General features: G+C 69.7%; 17 protein-coding genes and 2 CRISPR repeat arrays. Of the genes, 6 read left to right on the top strand and 11 right to left on the bottom strand.

All coding sequences use genetic code 11. The annotated features are described in order from the left end of the window. Positions 1 to 96: 96 nt before the first annotated feature. From LIX60_RS31080 to LIX60_RS31055, 6 genes are all read right to left on the bottom strand, one after another. Entirely contained in the window at positions 97 to 1,773 is a 1,677-nt protein-coding gene (locus tag LIX60_RS31080) for a DUF2637 domain-containing protein (protein ID WP_227963080.1), read from the bottom strand. A gap of 305 nt (positions 1,774 to 2,078) precedes the next feature. Continuing rightward, positions 2,079 to 2,456: a hypothetical protein gene (locus LIX60_RS31075; RefSeq protein WP_227963079.1), complete on the bottom strand. Its 378-nt coding sequence runs from the start codon at positions 2,454 to 2,456 to the stop codon at positions 2,079 to 2,081. Between the two features lie 122 nt (positions 2,457 to 2,578). After that, the gene (locus LIX60_RS31070; RefSeq protein ID WP_227963078.1) at positions 2,579 to 2,824 is read right to left on the bottom strand and encodes a DUF5999 family protein; all 246 of its coding nucleotides are present in this window, start codon (positions 2,822 to 2,824) and stop codon (positions 2,579 to 2,581) included. Positions 2,825 to 2,967: 143 nt separating this feature from the next. Further along, entirely contained in the window at positions 2,968 to 3,273 is a 306-nt protein-coding gene (locus LIX60_RS31065; RefSeq protein ID WP_227963077.1) for a WhiB family transcriptional regulator, read from the bottom strand. 82 nt (positions 3,274 to 3,355) lie between these two features. After that, entirely contained in the window at positions 3,356 to 3,751 is a 396-nt protein-coding gene (locus LIX60_RS31060; RefSeq protein WP_227963076.1) for a hypothetical protein, read from the bottom strand. A gap of 860 nt (positions 3,752 to 4,611) precedes the next feature. Then, the gene (locus LIX60_RS31055) at positions 4,612 to 5,430 is read right to left on the bottom strand and encodes a hypothetical protein (RefSeq protein ID WP_227963075.1); all 819 of its coding nucleotides are present in this window, start codon (positions 5,428 to 5,430) and stop codon (positions 4,612 to 4,614) included. Between the two features lie 331 nt (positions 5,431 to 5,761). Between LIX60_RS31055 and LIX60_RS31050 the strand changes: the two genes are divergently transcribed. The 3 genes from LIX60_RS31050 (at position 5,762) to LIX60_RS31040 (ending at position 9,024) form a co-directional block, all read left to right on the top strand. Beyond that, the gene (locus tag LIX60_RS31050) at positions 5,762 to 6,538 is read left to right on the top strand and encodes a GntR family transcriptional regulator (protein WP_227963074.1); all 777 of its coding nucleotides are present in this window, start codon (positions 5,762 to 5,764) and stop codon (positions 6,536 to 6,538) included. A gap of 553 nt (positions 6,539 to 7,091) precedes the next feature. Then, positions 7,092 to 8,414: a hypothetical protein gene (locus tag LIX60_RS31045; RefSeq protein WP_227963073.1), complete on the top strand. Its 1,323-nt coding sequence runs from the start codon at positions 7,092 to 7,094 to the stop codon at positions 8,412 to 8,414. Between the two features lie 10 nt (positions 8,415 to 8,424). Continuing rightward, on the top strand, positions 8,425 to 9,024 hold the full coding sequence (locus LIX60_RS31040) for a GNAT family N-acetyltransferase (protein ID WP_227963072.1): 600 nt from the start codon (positions 8,425 to 8,427) through the stop codon (positions 9,022 to 9,024). Between the two features lie 17 nt (positions 9,025 to 9,041). Here the strand turns inward: LIX60_RS31040 and LIX60_RS31035 are convergent, their stop codons facing one another. After that, the gene (locus LIX60_RS31035) at positions 9,042 to 9,662 is read right to left on the bottom strand and encodes a hypothetical protein (RefSeq protein ID WP_227963071.1); all 621 of its coding nucleotides are present in this window, start codon (positions 9,660 to 9,662) and stop codon (positions 9,042 to 9,044) included. 920 nt (positions 9,663 to 10,582) lie between these two features. Here LIX60_RS31035 and LIX60_RS31030 point away from each other — a divergent pair. Both LIX60_RS31030 and LIX60_RS31025 read left to right on the top strand, forming a co-directional pair. Beyond that, a complete protein-coding gene (locus tag LIX60_RS31030) occupies positions 10,583 to 12,934 on the top strand; it encodes a hypothetical protein (protein WP_227963070.1) in 2,352 nt (783 codons plus the stop codon). 9 nt (positions 12,935 to 12,943) lie between these two features. Beyond that, a complete protein-coding gene (locus LIX60_RS31025) occupies positions 12,944 to 13,255 on the top strand; it encodes a hypothetical protein (RefSeq protein WP_227963069.1) in 312 nt (103 codons plus the stop codon). A 28-nt stretch (positions 13,256 to 13,283) separates the two neighbouring features. Continuing rightward, a CRISPR array of direct repeats spans positions 13,284 to 13,797; the repeat unit is 29 nt; unit sequence CGGCTCACCTCCGCTCGCGCGGAGAGGAC. A gap of 137 nt (positions 13,798 to 13,934) precedes the next feature. Here LIX60_RS31025 and LIX60_RS31020 read toward each other — a convergent pair. The 4 genes from LIX60_RS31020 to LIX60_RS31005 all read right to left on the bottom strand — a co-directional run bounded on the left by LIX60_RS31020 (position 13,935) and on the right by LIX60_RS31005 (position 18,761). After that, entirely contained in the window at positions 13,935 to 15,734 is a 1,800-nt protein-coding gene (locus tag LIX60_RS31020) for a hypothetical protein (RefSeq protein WP_227963068.1), read from the bottom strand. A gap of 125 nt (positions 15,735 to 15,859) precedes the next feature. Next, complete coding sequence (locus LIX60_RS31015) at positions 15,860 to 17,647, bottom strand: hypothetical protein (RefSeq protein ID WP_227963067.1); 1,788 nt, start codon at positions 17,645 to 17,647, stop codon at positions 15,860 to 15,862. A 575-nt stretch (positions 17,648 to 18,222) separates the two neighbouring features. Further along, positions 18,223 to 18,453 carry a hypothetical protein gene (locus LIX60_RS31010; RefSeq protein ID WP_227963066.1) on the bottom strand — a complete coding sequence of 77 codons (231 nt, stop codon included), beginning with the start codon at positions 18,451 to 18,453 and terminating at the stop codon, positions 18,223 to 18,225. Between the two features lie 8 nt (positions 18,454 to 18,461). Continuing rightward, positions 18,462 to 18,761, bottom strand: coding sequence for a hypothetical protein (locus LIX60_RS31005; RefSeq protein WP_227963065.1), 300 nt, complete (start codon positions 18,759 to 18,761; stop codon positions 18,462 to 18,464). 113 nt (positions 18,762 to 18,874) lie between these two features. Continuing rightward, positions 18,875 to 21,594: direct repeats of the CRISPR family, unit length 29 nt; unit sequence CGGCTCACCTCCGCTCGCGCGGAGAGGAC. A 156-nt stretch (positions 21,595 to 21,750) separates the two neighbouring features. Here LIX60_RS31005 and LIX60_RS31000 point away from each other — a divergent pair. Then, positions 21,751 to 24,615: a CRISPR-associated endonuclease Cas3'' gene (locus tag LIX60_RS31000; protein ID WP_227963064.1), complete on the top strand. Its 2,865-nt coding sequence runs from the start codon at positions 21,751 to 21,753 to the stop codon at positions 24,613 to 24,615. Positions 24,616 to 24,703: the final 88 nt, after the last annotated feature.

Raw genomic sequence — 24,703 nt, 5'->3', positions numbered from 1 at the left:
GTACTTGGGGTGCTGTCGACTGTCTTCCGGCAGTCGCAGCGAAGGCCAGCCCACGTCGACTGGGCTGGCCTTCACTGGTGATGCCGGCCGAGGCGGTCAGGGCTGGTAGCCCTCGCGGAGCAGCTCGGCTGCCTCCTGGCGGTACTTCGAAGCGGTGTCGGTGGAGGACACCGCCAGCTCACGCTGGATGTCGGCGAGCAGCACCTGGTCGGGCTCGCCGCCGGCTGTGAGGATCATCCGGGCGACCCGGCGGACTGCCCGCTCGCGCGGAGTGAGCTTCGCGGCATCCTCTATTTCGACCGCGCGCCGCTCGATTTCGGCGGCGGCCAGCCGCTTTTCGGCAGCGGCCTTCTCAGCTTCGGCCTCACGCTGCCGGGCTTCCTGTGTGCGGGCGTCGGCGGCTGCCTGCCGCTCGGCTTCCTCCGCCGCGCGCCGCTCGGCTTCGGCCGCGCGGCGGCGGGCTTCGGCAGCGGCCTCCTCGGTTTCGGCGGCGGCCTGGTCTACTTCGGCGGCACGCCTGCGGGCCTCCGCGGTCCTGGCCGTCTCGATCGCCTGGTCCTCCGCCGCGGCGACCCGGTCGGCCTCCGCCGCTTCCTTCCGCTTCTCGGCTGCCTGGCGCTCCAGCTCCGCCGCGCGGACATCCGCAGCCGCCTGCGCCTCGCGCTCCTGGGCCTCCTTGCGCAGCGCCTCGGCCTCCCGGGCGCGGGCCTCCGCGACCAGGGCCGTCTCCATCGCCTGTTCCTCCAGCTCGGCGGCCCGCTCAGCGGCGCTTGCCTGGGCACGGGCGCGGGCTCGGGCTTCGGCTTTCTGGCCGTCCACCCGGGCGCGGACGGCCTCCAGCTCGCCGTCGGCCTCGAGCTCCTCGGCCTCCGCCTTCTTCTGCGCGACCTTCCGGCGTGTCTCCGCGTCCAGGCGCCGGCGCTCCGCCTCCTCCTTTCGCTTCTCCGCTTCGCGTTCCTGCTGTTCAGGCAGCGCGAGGGCCTCGGAGACGGTGTAGCCGTAGGCCGCCATCTTCATCGGCAGCTTCTCGTCGTCGCTCGCCTTGCTCAGGTCGCCGTGGTACTTGCGCTTGAGCCACTGCTCGTAGCCGGTGAGCTCCTGCTGGCGGCGGATCATCTCCGGGTAGGAGGCGATCCCGTGCAGCCGCATCCGGCGGTAGAACCGCGGCGTGGCGACGGGGGAGAGGATCCAGCGGTGCAGCGGGATGCGGTCGGTGGCCGTCCCCGCTTCGAGCTGGGTCTTCTTGATGAACAGGCGCCGGGCGGCCTCCACGCCGATCACGAACAGGAACGGCATGACGCCGTGGCTGGCCGCCTGGACCGGGTCATCGGTGATCTGACCCTGCGAGGAGGCGTTGAACCAGATCGTCGCAGCCGTCATGGCGTGCGCGGCCAGCCGCAGCACCGGCCACGGGGTGTCCTTGCGGATCAGGTACAGGTCCAGGGCGAGGAACGCGATGATCGACGCGTCCACGCCGACCGGAAACCAGGGCGCGAGTTCCCGGCTGAATCCCCAGCTCAGCGCCACCTTGGCGAGGGTGCTGTAGGACATCGCGAAGCCGATGATCCCGACCAGGGTCCCGCCGATCGCAGCGGCGAACGACAGGGCGGTCGTCAGCCCGTCACGGCCCGGCTTGATCGTCTTCCGCTTCGGCGTTTGCGAAACACTCCAGGGCCTTTCCGAAGCCTTCTCCGGTGCACTCGAAGCGGGGCCCGGCGGGTGCGAAGCGGGAATGTCGGCGGCCGCCTTCTGCGGCACTTCAGTGATCGTCATCAGGCTCTCCGGGAGGGTCATTCAGGACGGGGGCGAAACGGTCGGGAGCTGCTCCCGAAACGCGGCGGGGCGTTCCCGAAGCAGCAGTCAGCACGGAGGAGTTGCTGGCGAAACGGACACCGGCTCTCTCCGGCCCGGGCGTACGAAAGGACCGGCCACCCGGGGGATGGGCGGCCGGTCTGGTGGGCGGGCTCGAAACTGCGTGCCACTCCTGCCGGATGGGAGCGAAGCCGGGTGGGGACCGCGGTGACCGGTGACTGGTCACTCACTGCTCTGGGCCGGGGGCGGCGGACAGCGATCGTGGGTCAGTCGCACGGGACGGGCAGCACGGGGACGCCTTGGGCGAAGTGCTGGCGGATCCAGGCGACAGCGGCCGGGGTCATCGCCCCGGTGTCCGGCCCGGTCAACGGCGCGGTGTCGATGTCGGCCATCGCGTCGGCCGGCGGCAGCAGCCGCATGTAGTCGGGGTCGATTCCGGTAACACAGCTGTTGCTGCTCAGCTCGATCAGGTCGTACACGGCTTTGCCGGTGCCGCCGTGCTGCCAAGCCTGGTGTACCCGGCCCACGAAGGTGTGGTCGGACTCGCCGAGCCAGAACCGCTTAGCGTCCCGGTACAGGACGAAGTCACCCTCGGCATAGACGGTCTGCGACGGGACGGCCTGGGTGTGAAGCGGCTGGGTCACGTCTTCTCCTCACTCGCGCGTACCGGCACGAGGCCGGTGGGGCCGGGCTGTCCGGCTCCCCGTCACCGCCCGACCCGGCCGCCACGGTGGTGGGCGGTTGGGTCGGGCGGATCAGGCAACCGTCAGACCGCGGCGAGGGGGCGGTGCGGGTCGACGACCCCACCGTCGGGAAGTAGCTCGCCGGTGTCCTCGAAGAGGAGGACCTCGTTACACAGCAGGCTCCAGCCCTGCTCCGGGCGGCGGGCCACGACCTGGGCGGCCTCCCGGTCAGGACTGTCGGCGGTCGGGCACTTGGGGGTGTGGGTGCATAGCGCGGCCGGCAGTCGGCTCCGCGTGCTCGAGGAGTTGGACTGGGTGCTGCCTTCCATGAGTCCTCCTGTAGGGGAAGAGTGAGCCCGCGACCCTCCCGGGCCGGAGACGTGCCAAAGGCCGGCCGGGGTGCGGCCGACCGGTGTGGGTGGTGCTGGAGCATGGGCGGGAAGCCGGCCGACGCTTCGGCCGGAGGGAGCGGTCAGGCCGCGTTGCGGGCCCGCTTGCGGGCGGCGCGGCGCTTCATGGCCCGGCGCTCGTCCTCGCTGAGCCCGCCCCAGACGCCGAAGTCGTCGCCGTTCTCCAGCGCCCACTGCAGGCAGGTCTCCATCACGGGGCACCGGCGGCACACCGCCTTGGCCTCCTCGATCTGCAGCAGTGCCGGGCCGGTGTTGCCGATGGGGAAGAACAGCTCCGGGTCTTCCTCCCGGCAGGCGCCGCGCTCCCTCCAGTCGCTCGGCTGGCCGACGGAGGGGGCGTAGCGGGTGCGTACGATAGAGCGGCTCATATGGTCCTCCGGTCAAATCCGTTGGGTACGAGACAGGCCCCAGGGCGGCATCCCTGGGGCCTGTTGCTGTGACGTCTCGTGTTCAGTGCGGTGCTTGCGGGTGCGGGCGGGCCGGCTCCGGGTTCTGGGCGCGGCCGTCACGCTCGTGCGGAGTCGGCCTCACCGGGAGCGGCGGCCGCTCTTTCATGACCGGCGTCCGCCTCGCACCGCCTGCCCGGCCGTTACCGGACAGGCGGTAGCCGAGGTTCTGGCAAGCGGAGCAGGTCCAGAAGGTGACGCCGAAGTAGCCACCGCAGATGTCGCACTGCTGGCCGGAGCCGCCGTACGGCGCCAGGCTCCTGCGGTGCGGCAGGACCACCCGGAACGAAAGACTGTCGGTCTCGTCCCGCTCGGGACCGCGCCGGTCGTCCTCGCTCTCCAGATCCTCGATGAGCCCGGCGGTCACTACGGTGCCGGGTCGTGCCATGCTGTCGATCACAGGGACTCCTCGAAAGTGCCTGTACCAGACAGCCCCGGAGCTCTCACCTTCCGGGGCTGTCGCCATCTCGGCTGCTCGGACAAGCAACCGCGGCCGCCGCCGCCCCGGTTCGGGGTGGCGGCCACCGCGGTGGCTGGTCAGGCTGCCGTCCGATAGCTGCCCGTATCGGGGGGCGGACCGGATCAGGTAGTCGGACGTCGTCCAGACCGACCCAACCGGGTACGGCTGGCCGTCGGGCCGGAGCGTGTCGCGCACGATCACCGCCCAGCGGGCGCTGCTCCAGCACAGGAGAGCAGCCGCCTCCGCGGGATCGGTGATTAAGGCCAGGACCTCGAAGCGGCCGTCCGTGTTCTGGTAGATCGCGCCTGGGCGGCGAGGGCCGATCTCTTCCTCATTGTCCGATGTTCGGAAGGGGAGGGGACGCATGGTGGTTAGTCCTTTCGGTGCCCTGCGACAAGGAGCCCAGGGGCAGCCCCTGGGCCTCGCCAATTCCGGGTCCCACACGGCAGCGGGGCAGTGCGTCCTGTGCGCTCCCGTGCGGCCGCCCCGGGAGAAGCGGGCGGCCGCACGGGGCAGCGCAGGACGCGGTCAGGCACCGATCCGGTGGGCCTCCGCTTCCAGGTCTCGGATTCGGTCGGCGAGCTCCCGGCGCTCGCCCGGGAAAGATGAGGGCTGGACAGTCGTCGGCGCGCTGCCTTCAGTTGGTCGTTGACGCGCTGCTGCGGCGTACGGGGGTCGGTCGGCACGGGCATGGAATTCCTCCTCGATCGTCGGCCGGGGCGGCTCTGGTACGAACAGCCACGGCCCCGGCCTCCCCGATTGCTCGGGATGGTCGGGGCCGTGGTAGCTCGTGCGTGTGCTCAGCGCACCGGGGGCTCGGGGCGCAGTGTGGTGAGAGGGACAGCGGGGCCTTCCGTCGGGGAGTCTCCGGCGGGCAGCTGCCTGCGCTGGGCATCTGCGGCCTCCACCGTCGAGAGAACGGCGGCCCACTGCGACACGCGCATCTTGGGGTCCGTGTACCGGCGATCGAACCGCCGCCGCTCCCGGGCGAAGGCTTCGCGTACGGCCCGGCGCTTGGGCTCTTGGCGGAGTAGACGGAGGAAGGTGACGGCTAAGCGCTCGCCGTGGTGGCATGGAAGCGGTTGACCGTCGCGGCCGGTGGTTCCGCTCTCCCTGGCCGGACGATGCTGAAACGCCTGCCCACAGGCACGGCACTGCTGCTGGTGCCGTCGGAACGCTTGGCGGACTGTCTCTGCGCTGAGAGGGACGGGCTTGATCTGACTGACGGCCGGCAGCCGGGTCGTCTTCGGCTTGGGCAGCACCTTGGTCGCGCGGCGGGATGCGGTGGTCGGGACCGCTTCGGTCAGTCGCCTGCGCCACTCGGCGACCGTGACGTCGATGACGACTCGACGGTTGGTGCCGGGGGTGCATCGGCGTGGATTCGCGGTGCCGGCGGGCTCGGTGTGATGAGGGACCAATTTCTGGTTGCTGCCCTGCATACCCGTGATCGGACACCAGGTCCGGCAGTCAGGGCAGACCAAGCTCTCCTTGCCGGAGGACAGGTCGATCTGGTTGGGCTTGAGGGCCGAAACGGCGATCGGCGGGCGGTTGTTGACGTGCGGCGTACGGGTCTTCCGACGGCGCTTGCTGGCTTTCGGCATCGCGGGCGTCGCGGTCACGAGGGCTCCTTGCATGGGAATGAAGACGGGGCTCGGTGCTCTCTCCGCCCGCCAGGCCGCACAGGACAGTCCGGCGGCCTGAAGGACGGACAGCGCATCTGCACTGCTCAAAGCTGCAGTCGCCAGGTCGGGGGATTTGGTGGAGCCATCGACCCCGGCCACCCCGGCGAAGTGGGGTACCTCGTTAACGAGGTGTCCAAAGTAGACCAAACCTCGTTAGTGATGTCAAGTGTTTCGTTAACGAACCAAGAGACTCTCATTTGAATCAAGGCGCCCCCTCCGACGCCTCGATAGCAGCGGGCCTAGGATCGCTAACGAGGTAGGGAGAGGCATGGCGAGTGAGACGAGCCCACAGCGGCCGAAGTACCAACGGATTGCCGATGACCTGAAGGCGGCGATCGAGTCAGGCCAGTACGGCCCGGGAGAGCGCCTACCTGGTGAATCGGCCCTGGCGGAGCAGTACGGCGTCGCTGTGCTCACCGCGCGCCAGGCGCTGAAGATCCTTCGGACTGAGGGTCTGGTGGAGACGAAGAAGGGAGCTGGCGCGCGCGTTCTCTCGTTCCGTCCGATCCGCCGCCACGGCATTCAGCGACTTGCCCGCGCACAGTGGGGCGCAGGCAAGTCGATCTGGTCCGCTGACGAGGAAAGGCCTGTGACAATCGACGTTCGCGTCGACACGGTTGTGGCGCCAGATCACATCGCACGGATGCTTGATCTCGAAGACGGTGAAACCGTGTGTGCCCGCTCGCGGCGCTTCGTCCTGGAGGAGCGGCCTGTCATGCTTGCCACCTCGTACCTGCCATCGAAGCTGGTCGACGGCACTGCTATCACTCGCATCGACACCGGTGAGGGAGGCACATACGCCCGCCTCGCCGAGATCGGCCACGTGCCAGCCCACTTCCGGGAGGAGATCCGGTGCCGCCTTCCCACCGCCGAAGAAGCCCGAGGCTTGGAGCTGCCCCTGGGGCGGCCAGTAATCAAGCTTTGCCGAACCGCTTTTAACCAGGACGGCCTCGCAGTCGAGGTCAACGAGATGACCCTCGACTCCGCGGCATATGTCCTTGAGTACGACTTCGACGCGGGATCCGGCTCGGCCCACGCCAAGTGATGACCTCCAGCGAGCTCGCAGCTGACACGGGGAGTCATGCACGGCGCTCACCGGTCCTGCTTCCTGGAAGGCACCAACAGGGCCTTCAAGATCAAGCCGGTAACGCTGGTGCTGGCCACGGTAATCGCGATGTCGCGGATCACTATGAGGAGCACCGATACGACCAGGCCGCTGGTCAAGACGAGCGTGACACGCACGGCTAAGGTGCCGAGGGGCCGGCCCCGCGGCCCTGGCCCTGTGAGGCACCGCCTTGCGCAGGCACACGGGTGGGCGTGGCTCGCTTGAGTCTGAGAGGTGGTGAAGTCGATTGGCCTCCCATGTGCATCCAACACTGCGTCTCCCTCCGTGAGACTGAAAGCGATGCGAACTCGTCGATCACCAGCGTCTGATGGGGGAGCATGACCACACGAGGTCCCTCAGCGGCCCGGTCCGGGACCTGGACCGGACATGAACCGGACCAGAGGGGGACCAGGCCGTATGCCCTGCTGATTTGCAGTCGTCGCCGCATGACACTGAAGTCCGCAGAGCACGATTTCGTGACTCGGGAGGAGCGGTGGCCGGAAGCGCCCATCAGCGAGATCCGCGCACCACGTTGGAGTTCCTGCTGCGGGAGCAGCCGAAGACGTACGACGAAGTAGCTCGCGACTTCGCTCGTCTTGCTGAGGAGCTAGGGGAGGACGTCACCCTCAGCGTCCGGCATCTTCGGCGGCTCGCGAGCGGCGAGCGCACCAACACCACCCCGGTTATGCGTCGCGTCCTGCAGGTCATGTTCGGCAGGCCGCTGGAGGAACTTCTGGCTCCGTGGGACGGGGTCCTTCTTTCGGTCACTGCCGGATCCAGTGGGTTAGTCGTTGCCACCGACCGACCCAACGCGGACAAGGAGCTCATTGAGATGGCAGCGCGACGCGCGAAGAGTTTTGCCCTCACAGCAGGTCAGACCGATCTCACCACCGATCTGCTGGAGCAGGTGCACGAGGACGTGCAGCGGCTGGCCACCGACTATCCGCAGAAGCCGCTAACCGAGCTGCTACCCGATTTGTTCACCACCCAGGACACCCTTTTCACCCTGCTTGAACAGCAGCGTCGACCAAGCCAAGCTCGTCAGCTCTACTTCCTCGCCGGTGTCACAGGCGGGCTGCTGGCGAAGGCGTCGCATGACCTCGCAGACCCGTACGCGGCGCTCACCCAGGCCCGGACGGCGTTTGTCTGCGCGGACAACGCGGACCACAACGGCCTCCGCGCGTGGATCCGCGGCATCCAGTCGCTGGTTTCGTACTGGGCCGGTCGTACCCGTGAGTCCGTCAAGTACGCCCAATCCGGTGCAGAGTTCACCACGAACAGCACAGCCAGCGTGTGGCTGCCGGTCAGTGAAGCCCGGGCCTGGGCTGCGCTCGGCAACGCTAATGCGGCCCGGGCCGCCATCGAGCGTGCCGAGGCCGCATGGAATTCTGTGCAGGAGGACGAGGTCGACGAACTGGGCGGACTCTGCACGTTCGGCCGAACCCGGCAGATCTACTACGCGGCCGAAGCCCTCTCTTGGCTACCGTCCCAGAACACGGCCGCGGCGGACTACGCAGCCCGGGCAGTAGATGCCTACGAGGACACCAGTTCGCCGGAATGGGCGTTCGGGGACCAGTCCGGCTCACGCAGCGCCCTAGCCATCACCCGGATCCGGGCGGGCGAGCTGGAAGGCGCCGCAGAGGCGCTCGCGCCCATGCTCGAGCTCGCTCCGGAGCAGCGGATCAACGGCATCGTCCACTGCGCTCAGCGAGTCCACCGGGTGCTGGGCGAGTCACCGCTCGCTGAAGCCGGCGGGGAACTCCAGGAGCAGATCGAGGCCTTCACCCGTACGCCGCTCAAGTCCCTCCCCAGCTAGGAGTTCACCGTTGACGTACCCGATCCGCATCGTCGGCGACCAGGTCGTTCTGCGGGAGTTCACCCTTGATGACGTTGACGACGTCCTGGCGATCATCGGCGACGATGCCGTCACGACGTGGCTCAGCTTCGACAGCCGCGACCGTGCTCAGGCCGTCGCCATGCTCGAGGGCACGATCGAGCGCACTCAGCAGGAGCCTCGGACCGAGTTCTACCTCGGGGTGACCAAGCGTGGCGACGACCGCGTGATCGGATTTGCCCGGCTCGGGCTCGGTGGCGTCCAGGCCGGGAAGCTGGGCTACGCCACGGCAGAGAAGGAGTGGGGCCGCGGCTACGCCACGGACGCGGCCCGCACTCTGATCACGTACGCCTTCACGGAACTCGGTCTCCACCGGATCACCGCCGCGATCGGTCCGGACAACGCCGCCTCAATCGCCGTCGTGCAGCAACTCGGATTCACCCGCGAGGGTGTACTAAGGGATCACGTTTTTACGAACGGCGCGTGGCGCGACAGCGTGCTCTACTCCGTGCTCGCCCACGAATGGGATGCGCATGAGAACACCTCTCGGGTGCGGACAGCCCAGGACGCTCTTCGAGACGGAAATCCCTGACGGCCATGAGGGCTTGATTAGTTCCCGTTGGCAGCGAACGGGGCTACAAGGTGATCCGGCGCGGGGCTGCCATGAACAGTCGGCTGGAGGGCGTGGAGGGCAGCTTGAAGCGTGTTCGAGTCCCGGTTCCAGCGTTTCGGAGCGATCAGTTTCAGCCGTGGCGCGTCGGCCGGGGGCATGACCTGGCTCTTGCAGTCGATGACGGGAACGAGACCGAGGTTGTGGGTGAAGAGCAGCACAGGCTTCTGGGCCACCAGCGAGCGGAGTTCGAGGCGCGCAACGGGGCCGAGGACGTGAACTCGGCTGCCGAGGCGTTTAGGCTTCCCGATGACGACGAGGCCATCGAGTCGGCTGGCGAGCGTGTCCCAGTCGTACAGGGATTCCGCGAAGGCGGAGCGGTAGTGCAGCAGCTCGACGCCATCGGGCAGGCCTTCCGTGATGCGCTTGAGCCAGCGCTGCCAGTTGGTGCCGCTGACAGTCTTGGGCGCGGCGCTGACGTAGACGCGGACCGGATGGTCGGGGCGGCGCTCTACGGCGATGCGGTGCATAGCCGCGATGTAGCGGCGCTGCTGCTCTGGGCGGGCGAAGGTCTCCACGTCCAGGGGATCGTCATGCCGGGGCATCTGCGTCGCGTACATGCCGCCCATGATGCCTGTACAGTGCCTCGACTGTGGAGCGGTACCGGTGACCACCACGTTCTGGCGCTCCGTCAAGGAGGAGACGCCTACCGGCGACACGAGCCATACCAGGGTGCCGGTGTGGGATCTCAAGGGAGTAGCGTGTCCCTGAATAAGATCCATACAGGCATGGCTAAGCCCCGCGAGGTGGTGCTCCGGGGCACGGCCGCAGACCTATCTAGGGAAGGTCTCGACATGGTTCAGGGTACCCGTACCCTCCGACAGGCACACGCCAAGGCACCCACTGCGGCAGCGACGGCTCATACGTCGCTCCGGCTGGGTGCCTCCTTTGTCTCCCCGCACAAGTCCGCGTGCGGGCGCACCTCTGCCCCGGAAGGGGGCGAGATGGTGTAGTCGCGATGGCGGCACCCGCTGAGCGGGTCGTCAAGCCGCCGGGACGCCCGGCCACCCAGGTGATTACCAGTCACCTCGGCTGATGGCGTCCCATCTGCCACCGGAAGGGCGTAGCAGGCCCTCCCGAAGGATCTGTCCGGTCCGGCTAGCAGCCGGCCGAACAGTTCGATCTTGGTTCTCCCCGAACCAACGAAGCGCCAAAGCGGCCTTCGTCATGCCCTCTCCCACGCAGTGAGAAGGACAGGACTCATGTTGCAGCATTGCGCTGCCTTTTGTCAGCCCACCCATGCCCGGTTGGCGTATTTTGTGGCGTCTCCCTGGTCACAGTTCTCTCCGCAACAGGTGTCTGAGCTGTGGCAGTGGAACGGCGCGGCCCCTCTGGGGCGGTCTTCCGAGGTTTCCTCGTGAACGCCGTGGCGGCTACGGGCGCCGGAGCGGTTCCTGCGCAGCGCGGTCCGGCGCCGGTCTGCGGGCCGGGTAATCCGCTGGCTTTGGGCCGGGATGCCCGTGCCCGTTTGGGTGGTGCGGTGCGCACGCTGCTGGACGTTGCCGGCTCGGACGGTGTGACGGACTCGGTGCGGTTGGCGGTCGTGGTGTTGGCGGCGCGGACGCCGTCGGCGTCGGGTGTGGTGGAGATTCGCACCGGCGAGCTGGGCCGGTGGCTGGGGCTGTCGGCCTCCTACGTCGCCTCGCGCGTTGTCCCCGCGCTACGCCGATCCGGCGTTGTCGCCGTCGATACGGCAGTGGGGGAGTTCGGCCAGGACGTCGGGCTGGCGTGCCGGGTGCTGCCGCTGTGGCAGGCCCGGAGGACTGTCGGGCACCCCTTGTGTCTGCGCCGCACGGAGCTGGCGACGCTGCTGCGGCTTGTGGAGGCGGTGATGGCACCGGGCTGGAGGCACCGGGATGGCCGAGTGACGCCGGCCGGGCTGCTCGGGTCACGTACAGGCCGCGGGGCGGCGACGGACCGTCTGGCACTGTTGCTACTGGTGCTGGAGGCGCGGGAGACAGGCTGGGTGCGGCAGTGCGGCGGTCCGGTGGACACCAAGCGCGGCCGCGCGGCCGGGACCGTGGCCCGGCTGCTGGGCTGCACCGCGTCGGCGGGAGAGCGGGTGCTGGACCGTCTGGAGACCCGGGGCCTGGTGCGGCGGGCGCGGGTGCGGACGGCGTCTGGGCTCGCGCACCGGACGCGGCTGGTGGTGCCCGCGGTCGCCGCCGCACACGGCCACCGCGGTCTCGGCGCTGTCACGGGAGGCGGTGCGGTGGCGTCAAATCCCGCGTTTTCAGAGCCCGATGGTACGGCAGGGCCTGTTGAGACGCCGGAGCCGGCTCCGGATTCGCAGGTCAGCGGCGTGCCGGTGGCGGCCGGTCCAGACGGGGCAGACCCCGACGCTACGGCAGCCCTTCACACTCACCACCCTGCTGGGGGTTCCCCTGTCTCCTCTGTTGCTCTCTCTGGTGGGTTTTCCGGCGAAGGCCGTGGAGGGTCCGGTGTTCTGCCGGACCGCGCGTGCGCGCGCGAGGACCAAGCCGCCGGTCGTCGGGGCACGGCCGGGCCAGCAGCACCACCGGTGGCCAGTGTCGGCCCGCTGCGCGGGGAAAAGCCGCAGAAATCCCCGGTCGACGAACCAGGCCAGCGGCCCCCCGCTCGGCCTCAGCCCGGCCGGTGCGGCGAGATTCGGAGGGTCGGCCTGCCGGCGGATCTTCGTCTGCGCGTCGCCCTGATCCCGGTAGCGGGACTGTGGGCACAGCTGAACCGCTGGCAGCAGCACCAGGTCGAACGGGCAGCAGCCGGGGAGCTGACCCGGCTGGCAGGGGTGCTGGCACGGCCAGAAACCGCTTCGCAACTGCTCGCCGACCGGCTCACGGACCGGTTGGGGGAAACCGGCGGCGAGGCGCTGGTGAGGAGCCCGTTCGGCTGGCTGATCCACCGCGGCCTCGTGCAGCGTCCGGCCTGCTCTGACCCCCGGTGCGACGACGGGATCCGGCTGGACACCGGCGCAGAGTGCGACACCTGCGGAAACATGATCCACATCCGGCGCGCTGAGCGGGCCCGGATCGCGGCGCAGGTGGAAGCTCAACTGCCTGGCCTGGGCGTGCTCGAGCACCGCCAGGTTCTCGAGGAACGGCTCCGGGAGCAGGCCGCCATCAAGGCGGAGGCCTTCGCCCGGCGGCGTGAGCACGCCATCGCGGAACAAGCCCGTCGCGATGCCGCCCGAGTGGCCGCCCGGGAACGGGCGGAGCGCGAGCGCCGGGCCGCGGCCGCCGCCGAGGCGGCCCGGCAAGGACTGTCGTGCCAGGACTGCGGCCGCAGCCGATCGGCCGGACTGTGCGAGGCGTGCGGCTACCGGCGCCGGACCGAAGCCCTGATCGTCGAAGCCGGCCACGTCGCCGCCACCTGGACCGCCGACCTCAACGACGCCAAGGACGTGGCCGCCGTAGCCGCCGGCGTGCGGGCCACGATGGAAGCCGAGATCGCAACTGCCCGCGAGAAGTTCCTGCGGATGGCGGGCCCTGCCGACCTGGACGCAGACCCGAGCGGGACCGCGGCCGTGCTCGCCTTCGGCGCCCTACAGACCACCCAGCAGGCAGCCCTCGAGTACCGCCGCTGCGCCCTGGCGATGCTGAGCCGCACCGAGGAAGCCGAGGCCGAGGCCCGCCGGGCATACACGACCGAGCAAAACCGCCGCTGGTTCAGGACCAACCCCCACAGCGCGCACGCCCTCGCCGCCGCGGCCAAGGCCGCCGACGCCGCCCGGCAGCGCACCGCCCAGTACTTGCTAGACACGCGGCTGGCGCAGCTGCACGGCAGGCCCCGTCCTGAGACGGCCGGATCCGCCATGGCGGCCCTGGAAGGGGCCCGCAGCCTTCGGGCCCGTTAGTGTCCCGATATGACGACAGAGAAGCGCCACGATCTCACGGCTGTGTGCAGAGCGGCACAGAAGGGATGGGTGCTGCAGGTCGTGCAGCAGGGGAGTGCCCAGCCAGTTGCCGAACGGGAACTACACCAGTGGCCGGACTGGCCGGAGTTCCCGCCGGACGCTGCGGCGGCGGCCGGGTGCGAACTCGTCATGCTCGGCTACATGATCCGGCCCGACACCGTCACGCCCGACTCGCTGATCGGGTGGCATCGTGTTCCGAACGAGCGGGCGTGGTCGGCGACGGTTGCCACCTTCGCCGACCTGCAAGCCCACGGATCCTGAGGTTCACCGCCGACCCCCGTCCTCGTGAACATCGCCGCGCGCTCACGCGGAGAGGACACCATCCAGTCCGAGATCACCAGCGTCGAGGGCGGCTCACCTCCGCTCGCGCGGAGAGGACTCGGGAACCCACAAGCTCACGACCATGTACAACGGCTCACCTCCGCTCGCGCGGAGAGGACAAGGTGGACCCGCGCGGCTTCACCATGGCCAGCGGCTCACCTCCGCTCGCGCGGAGAGGACGACGCCCCCAACGACATGATGGGCGCGATGAGCGGCTCACCTCCGCTCGCGCGGAGAGGACGACGAGGTCCCCTCCCCCGAGCAGTCCTACCCCGGCTCACCTCCGCTCGCACGGAGAGGACTTCAGGGTAGGTGCGCGAACTTCCGCAGGCCGGCTCACCTCCGCTCGCGCGAAGAGGACGACGTATGAGCCATCGCTGCCACGGCGGGTGCCGGCTCACCTCCGCTCGCACGGAGAGCACCCGGACTCGCTCAAGGTCGCGGGAGTCAAACCGGCTCACCTCCGCTCGCGCGGAGAGGACTCCCCTCACTCCTGTGAACGGCAAAGCGGCCATCGCACGCACCTGAGGCCGTCTCGGACGGTGTCGTCATGGCTCGCCCCCGCCAGCGTGGAATCCTGTGACCTGCCGCAAGACACGTCGATGACCGAGGCCACACTTCATGTGCCTGTGCCCGCCGGCGAGCCCGCGCCGGTAGATGAGGCCTCGATGCTGTCGAGGACCTGTCCGAAAGTGATCTTTTCGTCCTGCGGTCCATAGTCGAGGGCCTTGAGCAGGGCCTTCCACCGGTGGGGCTGGTTGCCGCAGTGGGTAAGCAGAGGGGGCAGGGCGAGGTTAGGTTCGGTGACGACGTCGCCGGCGGGCAGCTGGCGTAGGTGGTGCAGGGTGTGGTGGCGGGATTTGAGGACGGCCCGGTATACCTCCCGGTCCGTCCACACGCCGTCGGTTTCGGGGGCGTCCAGCCAGGACTGTAGGACGGCGCCCGGGTCGGGGTGGTCATCGAGTTCGTCGTCAGTGAGCAGCCGGAGCACGGCTTCGGTGTCGTCGGCCGGGGCGAGGCCAGCCGCGGCGGTGTGCAGCCAGTCGGGGACGTCGTTCTGGTGGCAGATCCAGGCGAGTTCGAGCGGGTGTAGCGCGGTGAGCGCTTCGGTGACCGCGGGGCGCGGGGTGTGCGGGTTGCTGGCGAGGGCGAGCAGCGTGGCGACCCGCCGGTGCTGGTAGTTGCGCTCAAGGAGGCGGACTGGGGTGTCGAGGTCGGTGCCTTCGGTGATGCGGGCGAAGCGGGGGCTGGGCGGTGTGGAGACGACGGTGGGCTGTTCCAGCGTGGTGAGCAGGGTGCAGGCTTTGGCCAGGTGTGCGGGGTTGGCGCTGAGCTGGGCCAGGTCCTCGATGACGGTGAGGGTCTTGGGCTGGGGGTCGTCCTTGGTTGCGCGGGGCGGGGTGAGCAGGCGGCCGCGTCGTACGCATTCGTCGGCGGCCGCGTGCAGCTGGTCGGCCGCGATGTCCAGGAGGCCGGGGTTGTAGTGGACTCGTTGGGCGATGTGGTGAAGGCGGTGACGGGCGGTCACGCTGGGCTGGGGCAGGTCAGCCATCTCCGGCAGGCACAGGGCGGGCAGACAGGCCCGCAGCAGGGCGGTGTCGAGCGCCGGCTCCGGTTCGGGTGGTTCGGCCAGGCCGTCGTCCGTGTCCTGGGTGAGGTGGGAGCTGCTGGACGCCATCATGCGGCCTCGGCGTGCCTCTACTTCGGCCTGGTCCAGCAGGAGGTGCTGGACGGCTGTGCCGAGGGTGGAGTGTTCGACCAGGTCGTGCCAGCGGTCGGGGCAGGTTGCGAGGATGCGCCAGGGAGCGCCTTCGCCGAACTCGTGGGGCAGGCCAAGGTCGGCACGCTGCGCGAACTGCCATCCCTCGTGCTGCGGCTCTTGGAGTAGCCGGGCGAGCGGAGTGAGGGCGTGCTCCAGGACCGCGTTGAAGAGCGCCGGAGGTATGGGCGGGGCGGATTCGGCGTCCGGCCGGTACCGGTGGCGGTTGGGGTCCCAGTCGGTGACGACGTCCTCGAGGTTGGTGTCGTGCATGCCGGGCAGCAGGCCGATCGCGGCGTCGACCTGGTCAGGGTGGCGGGCTAGGCCGATGACCAGGCCGGGCGTCGGGCGGTGGGCGCGCAGGATTGTCGGCAGGTCGGCAGCCACCACGACGCCCTGATCGGCGAGTTCGGCGAGCTGTTTGTCGTCGGCCTGCTGAAGGAGCTGGCGGCGCAGTCCGGGGCGGGTGACGCGGCTGAGCAGGGTGGGCAGTGCGTCCGCGAGTGCCTTGGTGCGGCGTTCCTCGCCGCGGCCGTCGACGCCGTAGGGGGCGAGGGAGGTCGAGCAGAGCGCCTCGATCACCGTGGGCAGCGCCTCGTCCGGCAGTGCGTCGCTCACGGCGAGCTGCTGCCACAACCAGTACGTCCCGGCGTTCACCATGCTCTTCGGCCCTCCCCAGCGCGCTGACGCGGCGTGACCAGCCGGTCACCACCTTCCCTGGTGCGACCGTACCCGTGGCGGCTGCCCACCGGCCCGGGTTTGGCCAAGTGTCCGGCTCACCACCGCTATTGGTGGCGCCAGTGGTCATGGACCTGCTGCACGTCTGCCTCGAGCACGTCACACAGGTCGTCGTCGTTGTCGGGCAGGCCCAGGCCCAGCGCACCAGCAACCTCGCGGTACGACATGGTCATATCCGGGTCTCCCGCAGCGACCAGACAGGACAGGAGCGCCTGGTCAGTCGGCGTGGTCCGGTCGACCAGCGTCAGAACCTGGACGCGGTCCGCGGGCGTCATGCGGGGCAGCGCGGAGCCGAGTTGCTGCTCCAGGCGGTGCCAGCTGGTGGTGGTCTGCTCGCGGGCTGCCTTCTTGAGTGCCCCGCGTACGGCAGCGGCGGCGGATTCCAGCACGCTCGGAGCGAGCTCGCGGCGCGCTTGGCGCGTCTGGCGTTCCTGGGTCCGCTGCTTGGCCCGGGACATCTTCCTGATCCAGAACCTCGCCTCTTGCCGCTCACTGTCGGTTAACCAGTCACCAGCGGTGTCCACTGCTGGGGCCAGCTCTTCCGTCAGCTTCCGCTGCTCGTCAGCAGAGAGATGAAAACGCTGGTCGAGGCGCTGAAGAATGCTCCTGGTCTGGACCACGGCCGCGCGGCGTGCTCGCCGTTCCTTCCGGGCGCTGTTCGGCGCCTTCTTCGGCTCCTCCTTCTTCAGCTGCTCCTTCTCCTTCGGCGTCTTCTGGGGCCTGGGTGTTTCCTGCCGCTTGGGGCGCTTGCGCCTAGCGCGCGGCAGCGGGGGCAGGAGGAGGGGGGTGAGTACGGTCCGGCTCGAGCCGGCGGCGGGAAGGCCGTTTTGCTCGCGGAGGAAGGCGCGGGCCGCGGCCAGGACGCGCTGCTCGGAGGCGCTGGCACCGCGGCGGGTGAGCGAGGTGGCTGTGGGCAGCTGGGAGCGCACGTCGAAGGCGCGCTTTTCGGTGACCGCCCGGTCGAGTTCGGCGAACACGCGCTGCTGGTAGTCCTCGTGGCCGGTCAGCCACGTCCGGGCCTCCTGAACGGCCTGCTCAGCTTCGGCGCGGGCTGCTCCATCGAGGCTGGCGAGGAACGGGCCGCTGCCGGCGCACAGGCGCCGTACGTGCTCGACAGTCCCAGAGCGCTGCGCTGCCTCCAGACCGCGTACGAACCGGATGACACTCTCCGGCAGGGCACCGGAGCGGCGTCCCGTGTCCGTCGCCGTGCGGTCGGGAGCAGCGGCACCTTCCCGCAGGATCTGGGCGGCGGCCGGGGTGATCAGGCCGGCGTCGGTCCACACGCAGTCGGCGAGGGGGACCCATTCGGTCGAACGGGCCAGGCTCTGGGTGCCGATCCAGACTCGGCGGTCGGCCCCGTCACTCTCGCACCGCACCCGGTACACGTACGGGCAGGTGGAGAGCACGCCCGGGTCCGGCACCACGCCGGAGCCCAGGACGACCGTGCGGCCGCCTGCCCAGTCAGGCGGCACCGAGCCGTCCATATGGACACGCAGAGCGACACCCTCCTCGAGGTCCACGTCCAGCAGCGACCCGATCGGCTGCGGGAAAGCGAACCGGCCAGCCCTGCCATGCTCCAGTAGCGACTCGGACATCGCCGACTTCACATACAGATGGTCGGCACTGGACTCCCCGACTTTCGGTCGGCGGCAGGCATGCGGGGCACCGTTAGCCTGCGGAAAGTGCTGGAAATGACACTGCCGGTCGACGTACAGCTTGTGCGAGAGCTGGGCGCCGCAGCCACCCAGCAGAACCCCGCACCAGAACGTGTCGTGGGCATGCGCGCGCCGGAAGACGTCCAGTTCGATCGCCTCAGTCGGCAGCACGACCGGCACGTCCGAGTGCTCATCCCCGATCACAGCCGTCTGCACTAGCCGCGTGTCCCGCACCACGATGCCCCCAATCGCCCCAGGTTAACGATAGGTCGGCAGGCAGCGCGGCCGACAGAGAGCATGTCGGCCTTACCGCTGGGCTGTTCACGATCACCGATGACCCTGCCATGAACGGCTGGGTGGCGACGAGACGGCGCAAGGACGCGCTCTTGGTCATTTCGCGAGAGCCGGGCAGCGTGCCGGCCGACCGTGTGCCTGTGCCGTATGCGGCACAGGATGTCCGGTAGCCCGACCAGCAGACCCGTTCCCGTTTGCTTTCTTCAGGAGGCATTCATGGCAGTGACCGAGCTCTTCATCGCGGACGAGATCAAGGCCCGGCCGTCAGAGAAGGCCCTTGCGGAGGTGGCGGCCCACCCGCACAAACGGGACTGCCAGACCAGCGGGAAGCCAAGAGCAGTGTTGGCCACGGGGGCACGCTCCATCATCTGCGGCTCACCTCCGCTCACGCGGAGAGCACACCGTAGACGCGACGAAGCCCCCGTTGCACGGGCCGGCCGTCGGGGCTTCGGTGTGTGGGGTTAGAGGGCGACAACGCTGATGGGAGTGATCCGCCCAGTCTCGTCGTTGACTATGACGGTGAGGATGCCGTGGGGGAAGGCGGCCTCGAAGGTCCTGCCGTCGGGTATGCCCGCTGGCTGGGCGGCCGCATAGGGGTCGCGTTCGAGGCTGCGGAAGAGGTCGAACACTTCACCGAGGGCATTGTCGGAGAGGCCGCGGAGCATCCGGAAGGTGTGCTCGGTGATATGCACGTGCCAGGTCACGCGGCTCCTTGGTGCTCCGTCCGTGTCTTCCACTGCCGGTACAGTGCGGCACCCTCGGCCGACTCGTTCTCGTGCTCGGGCGGCAACTGTCCGTGGTCACGATAGTAGGCCTGGAGCTCCTCCACGCGCGGGCGTTCGGCTTCGAACCGTTCGATGAAATCAACCCACCGCTGGAGGATGTCGGGGAGCCGATGGACGTCGGTGAAGGACGCCTCACGCATGAAGGTGGCACGCAGCTCGGAGTGCGGAAGGGCGTGCGCGATGCTGTCGATCGTCCACTGCTGTCCGCCGCTCACCTAGACCCCAAGATCTGATAGACCATTCCGATATCGCTTTGCAGCGTAATGGCCGGGGTCGCCCTCGCGCACCCCGTTGCGCACACAGCAAGGCGCGCGGTCAACCGGCTGGGCGACTCACCTCCGCTCGCGCGGAGAGGACTGCACCTCCTTGGTGAGCCCGCCGAACTCCTTCGGCTCACCTCCGCTCGCGCGGAGAGGACCGCGGCTGGTCGGTCTCCGGGTCGGGCAGGAGAGGCTCACCTCCGCTCGCGCGGAGAGGACCCTCACTGGTTGGCGTCCAGTAGCTCAGCCATCGGCTCACCTCCGCTCGCGCGGAGAGGACTTGCGGGCCAGCAGTTCCATGGACTCCGCCATCGGCTCACCTCCGCTCGCGCGGAGAGGACCGACCGCGAGGGGGCCCTGTGCGGTGTTGTCGCGGCTCACCTCCGCTCGCGCGGAGAGGACCCCACGATCAGGGTCACCGACCCCGGGTTCTACGGCTCACCTCCGCTCGCGCGGAGAGGACGCCGTGCCGTACATGGACGGCGGGGCCATGTTCGGCTCACCTCCGCTCGCGCGGAGAGGACGAGGAAGCCCCCGGGATCATCGTCACCCACGGCGGCTCACCTCCGCTCGCGCGGAGAGGACCGCTGCGCCCACTGCGGCGACACCGACGGGCCCGGCTCACCTCCGCTCGCGCGGAGAGGACAGCCCAGCCGTGAGGCCCTCCGGGCGGTGCGACGGCTCACCTCCGCTCGCGCGGAGAGGACTCAGCGGCGACGGCCGGCCGTTGTCCTCGACCCGGCTCACCTCCGCTCGCGCGGAGAGGACCCCCCTCTCCGGGCAGCACGGACAGCCCGGAGCGGCTCACCTCCGCTCGCGCGGAGAGGACCGACCAGCCCCCGGTGGCCAGCGTCCAGTGGACGGCTCACCTCCGCTCGCGCGGAGAGGACCAGTCACGGAAGCGCAGGGCCTGGTGGAGCGCCGGCTCACCTCCGCTCGCGCGGAGAGCACGCACCCGCTGCACCCACCGCATCCGCGGCTGGCGGCTCACCTCCGCTCGTGCGGAGAGCACGCCATCCGCCAGGGCGAGGCCTGGCTGTCGTACGGCTCACCTCCGCTCGCGCGGAGAGGACACCACGACACCGGCAGCGGTGCACCTCTGGCACGGCTCACCTCCGCTCGCGCGGAGAGGACGCAACGCCCCAGAACGGGGCCTCCGGGTCCGGCGGCTCACCTCCGCTCGCGCGGAGAGGACGAGTACGAGCCCACCGCGCCGCCGCCGCTGGACGGCTCACCTCCGCTCGCGCGGAAAGACGGTGTGCGGGGTGAGGGTGACGGAGCGGGCCTCGGCTCACCTCCGCTCGCGCGGAGAGGACAGGGCTCCGGCCCTGATCCGGTCCCGGTAGTGCGGCTCACCTCCGCTCGCGCGGAGAGGACGTCCGGCCGGACGGCCTCGAGGTCGTCCAGCTCGGCTCACCTCCGCTCGCGCGGAGAGGACTCCGGCGGGACGGCACGGCCGAATTTGCGGACCGGCTCACCTCCGCTCGCGCGGAGAGGACGACCGAGCACACGCTCCAAGCCAATCCGCTCTCGGCTCACCTCCGCTCGCGCGGAGAGGACTGCGCGAACGTCAGCATCGTGCGCTGCTCCTCCGGCTCACCTCCGCTCGCGCGGAGAGGACGTGAAGTGGGGCGGGTTCTCGTTCTCCGACGACGGCTCACCTCCGCTCGCGCGGAGAGGACACACAGCCTCGGCCATCAGTCGCCTCCGGCCTCGGCTCACCTCCGCTCGCGCGGAGAGGACGCCCTCGGCATGTCCGCCGACACCTCGTATCGCGGCTCACCTCCGCTCGCGCGGAGAGGACGAATCGGGGAGCATGGACTAATTCTATTGAGTTCGGCTCACCTCCGCTCGCGCGGAGAGGACTCGGCCCACACGGGGCAGCGGGCGCACATCTGCGGCTCACCTCCGCTCGCGCGGAGAGGACCACTCCTCCGCGGTGAGCCGGCACTTCAGCCGCGGCTCACCTCCGCTCGCGCGGAGAGGACGGAGGTCAGTACCGGCACAAGTGCCACGAGCTCGGCTCACCTCCGCTCGCGCGGAGAGGACCGTGGCGCCGCCGCCGGGGCGGGTGGATGGGCGGCTCACCTCCGCTCGCGCGGAGAGGACACGACCGGAACCCGCTGCCCGCCGGGCACTGACCGGCCCCCGGCTCACCTCCGCTCGCGCGGAGAGGACGCCAGGGCGGCGCCGAGAGCGGCAAGCAGGATCGGCTCACCTCCGCTCGCGCGGAGAGGACACTGACCCCACAGCAGAGCGCCCCCTGTCTGGCGGCTCACCTCCGCTCGCGCGGAGAGGACGCAGCGGCCGGCTTGAGCGCGGTGCGCATGTTCGGCTCACCTCCGCTCGCGCGGAGAGGACGTCCGGACGGAGAGGCCGGCCCCCCGCAGAGCCGGCTCACCTCCGCTCGCGCGGAGAGGACGCATCAGCGTTATCCGGGCTACGCCCGAGCCGCGGCTCACCTCCGCTCGCGCGGAGAGGACGCTTGCTTGGCCTTGCGCCAGTGCCAGTAGCCCGGCTCACCTCCGCTCGCGCGGAGAGGACTGGCACGCGCTGCTGGCCACGTGGCACCGCGTCGGCTCACCTCCGCTCGCGCGGAGAGGACACGGTGAACGCCCCGCCCCGCCCGGACGCCGACGGCTCACCTCCGCTCGCGCGGAGAGGACACCGCGAGACCTCCCATCACGCCGTATTCCGGCGGCTCACCTCCGCTCGCGCGGAGAGGACGAGCATGACCAGGGCGGCGACGAGGGTGGCGCCGGCTCACCTCCGCTCGCGCGGAGAGGACACTTCCTGACCTGGCCTTCTAGAGCGCCTTTGCAATTACTTTGCCATCATGCAGCCGCACCCAGACGCGCACGGAACCGGCGCTGCGAGGTGAGGTCATGACAGGTCAGTGTATGGGCGCACTGGCGTTGTCAGTGTCGACTGCTACCTCTGGCACATGATGAACAGCGATGCCCCGGCCGGCGGAACACCTCTCCTGGACCCCCGCATGTGGGGAAAGGAGAACGGCTTATCGCGGCCGTACCCGGTGGTGTGTCACCTGCTCGACACTGCCGCTGTGTTCTCCGCGCTTTGGGACGGTTTGCTCGGCGAGCGTATGCGGCAGCGCCTGGCTGATGCTCTGGGCTTGTCCCCGGGCGAGACGCGGACTGTTCTGTCGTTCTGGGCCGGTTTGCACGACCTGGGCAAGATCACGCCGCCGTTCCAGGCTCAGGTGCCGGCGGCGTTCGCGGCTGTGCGTGACGAGCCGGTCTATCTGCGAGCCCCGGGTGCCGAGAGCGACAGAGCGTTCCGGCATGAGATCGCGACCCATTGGGCCTTGGCACTGCTGCTGGACGAGATCGGGTATCCGGGTGATCGGCTGCTGCGCAGGGCAGCAAGTCACCAGGTCGCGCAACTCCTCGGTGGACACCACGGGTGTTTCGGCGCTGTCCTGAAGCAGAAGGAGTTGGCTGCTTCGAGTACCTATCAGCGTGGTCTGGGGGAGGACGGGTGGGCGGCGCAGCGTCGGGCTCACTTCGCCGAGGTGCGGCGGGTTGTTGGTGCCACGGCTGTGCCGGAGCAGGGGCTTCCGGCTGAGTTGGCCGTTGTGGTCAGTGGGTTGGTGGTGGTGGCCGACTGGCTGGCCAGTCAGATCGACGCGATCAAACCCTTGCTGCCGCCCGTGGGCTGGCGGGGCACGCCGGAGGAACTGGACGCTCACTGGGCGCGGACGGAAGCTGCGGCGACGGGTCTGGTGAGCGCGGCGAGGCTGGGACGGGCGCGGTTCGCGACGCAGAAGTTCGCCGAGATGTTCCCGTTCACTCCCAACGACCTGCAGAGCGACCTGGTTGACCACCTTCCCGGCCTGGTCGCGCAGCGCGGTCCCGGTCTGCTGCTGGTGACGGCGCCGACCGGTGATGGCAAGACGGAGGCGGCTCTCTTCGCGTCCTCCGTCCTCGGCCGGGCCGCCGATGCCCGTGGGCTGTACTTCGCGCTGCCGACCATGGCCACCGCGGACGCGATGTTCCCGCGGGTGGAGAAGTTCGCGGGGAAGGCGCTGGCGGGCGAGCGGGCGTTGACGTTGCTGCACTCCATGGCTTGGCTCAGCCCTGCCTACAACCGGTCCGAGGGCCGTGAGGACGGCCAGGCGCGAGACGGCGGCCTGAGTGCGGAGGAGAGCACGGCCACCGAAGCCGGGGCCTGGCTGCGTGGGCGCAAGCGCGGATTGCTCGCTCCGCTCGGCGCGGGGACGATCGACCAGGCGCTCAGTGCTGTTCTGCCCGTCACCCACAACGCACTGCGCTTGTTCAGCCTGTCCGACAAGGTCTTCGTCGTCGATGAAGCGCACGCTTATGGGCCGTGGATGCACAAGCTTCTGACCCGGCTGCTGGAGTGGCTGGGGGCGTTCGGCGCGCCGGTCGTTCTGCTGTCGGCGACGTTGACGGGCCGGGTGGCGGCTTCTCTGGTGGATGCCTATCGGCGCGGTGCCGGCTTCTCGGAGCCGACGGCGGTTGAGCCCTGCTACCCCGGCTGGCTGTTCACCGATGCCGCCACGGGTGAGGTTTCCGCTCCCCGCGTGACCTCTACCGACCGGGCCCGGACGCTTGATGTGTCAGTGCATCGAGTCGCCTGGGATGCGGGCGAGGCACCGAGGGCGGCCGTGGCCGCGGGCGGGCGCAGAGCGGCGCTGCGGAAGGCTCTGCGGCCGGTGGCCGAGCAGGGCGGCACGGCCTTGGTGTGCTGCACCACGGTCGCCGAGGCACAGAGCACCTTCCGGGATCTGTGCGAGGCGTTTCCCGCCCTGGCGGCACGGGAGGGCGGGCTCCGGCTGCTGCATTCGCGATTCCCGGCAGTGGCCAGGCAGAAGATCACGGCTGAATGCGAGTCCGCGTACGGGAAGCCCCGCTCGGACGAAGACACGGCGAGCCCGCGCCCCGCGTCGATCCTCGTCGCCACACAGGTGGTTGAGCAGTCACTCGACTTCGACTTCGACTTGGTCGTCACCGACCTCGCTCCGCTGGCTCAGCTTCTCCAGCGCGCCGGCCGCGCCCGCCGCCACGCTCGGGGAGACCGAGGGCGGCCTGCCTGGGCACTGCCGGAAGAGCAGCCGCAGCTGGTGGTCCTGGAGCCGATCAACGACCAGAAGAAGACCGATACCCCTCCCACCTGGGGCCAGGTCTATGACGCCGCCCTGCTGCACCGCACGGCCCCTCTCCTGCACGAACAGGCGAAGAGCGGCATCAACGTCCCGGCGGACGTGCAGCGCCTCATCGACGCCGTGTACGCGGAAGACTTCATCGAGGGCCTGGACCCGGCCGCCGAGCAGGAGTTGCGACGGATGGACGCCCAGCGTCTCGCTGACGAGGCGGCGGAGGAGCACATGGCCCGCGTAGTGAGCATCTGCGCTCCGGCGGACGTGGCAGGCGACCTGCACCAGCTCAGCCGCCAGGAAGCCGGGGTCACCGAAGAGTTGCTCACCACCCGGCTGGGCGCGGACACCGGAAGGGTGCTGTGCCTGTACGAGCAGGCCGACGGAACGCTCACGCTCGATGAGGACGGCAAGGCCACACTTCCTGTCGGTGGCCCGCGGGGCCTCGACCGGGACGATCTGGCACAGATCATGTCGCATGTGGCTCCCGTACCGGGCAAGTGGTTGCGCTCCGGCCCGGAGAGCCACCCGCAGCCGGAGAGTTGGGAGGAGCGGCCGGTGTTGCGAGATCTGGTGCTGCTCCGCGTGCAACGGGAGGGCGACGGCACGTGGGCCTGCCGCAGTGGGGGCCGGACCATCAGGATCTCGGCGGTGGGTCTGGAGTCGGCGTGAGCGGTTTGTCAAATCGCTAGTCGCCTTCAGCGACAGGCTTGCTACGGTGAGCCACCACATCGGTCCGTACCCCACCACTGCGGCTGCG

This window comes from Streptomyces sp. S07_1.15 (assembly GCF_020739505.1).
Taxonomy (GTDB): Bacteria; Actinomycetota; Actinomycetes; order Streptomycetales; family Streptomycetaceae; genus Streptomyces; species Streptomyces xinghaiensis.
Note: the sequence above shows the minus strand (reverse complement) of the source record. Positions and strands in the feature narration are given on the sequence as shown.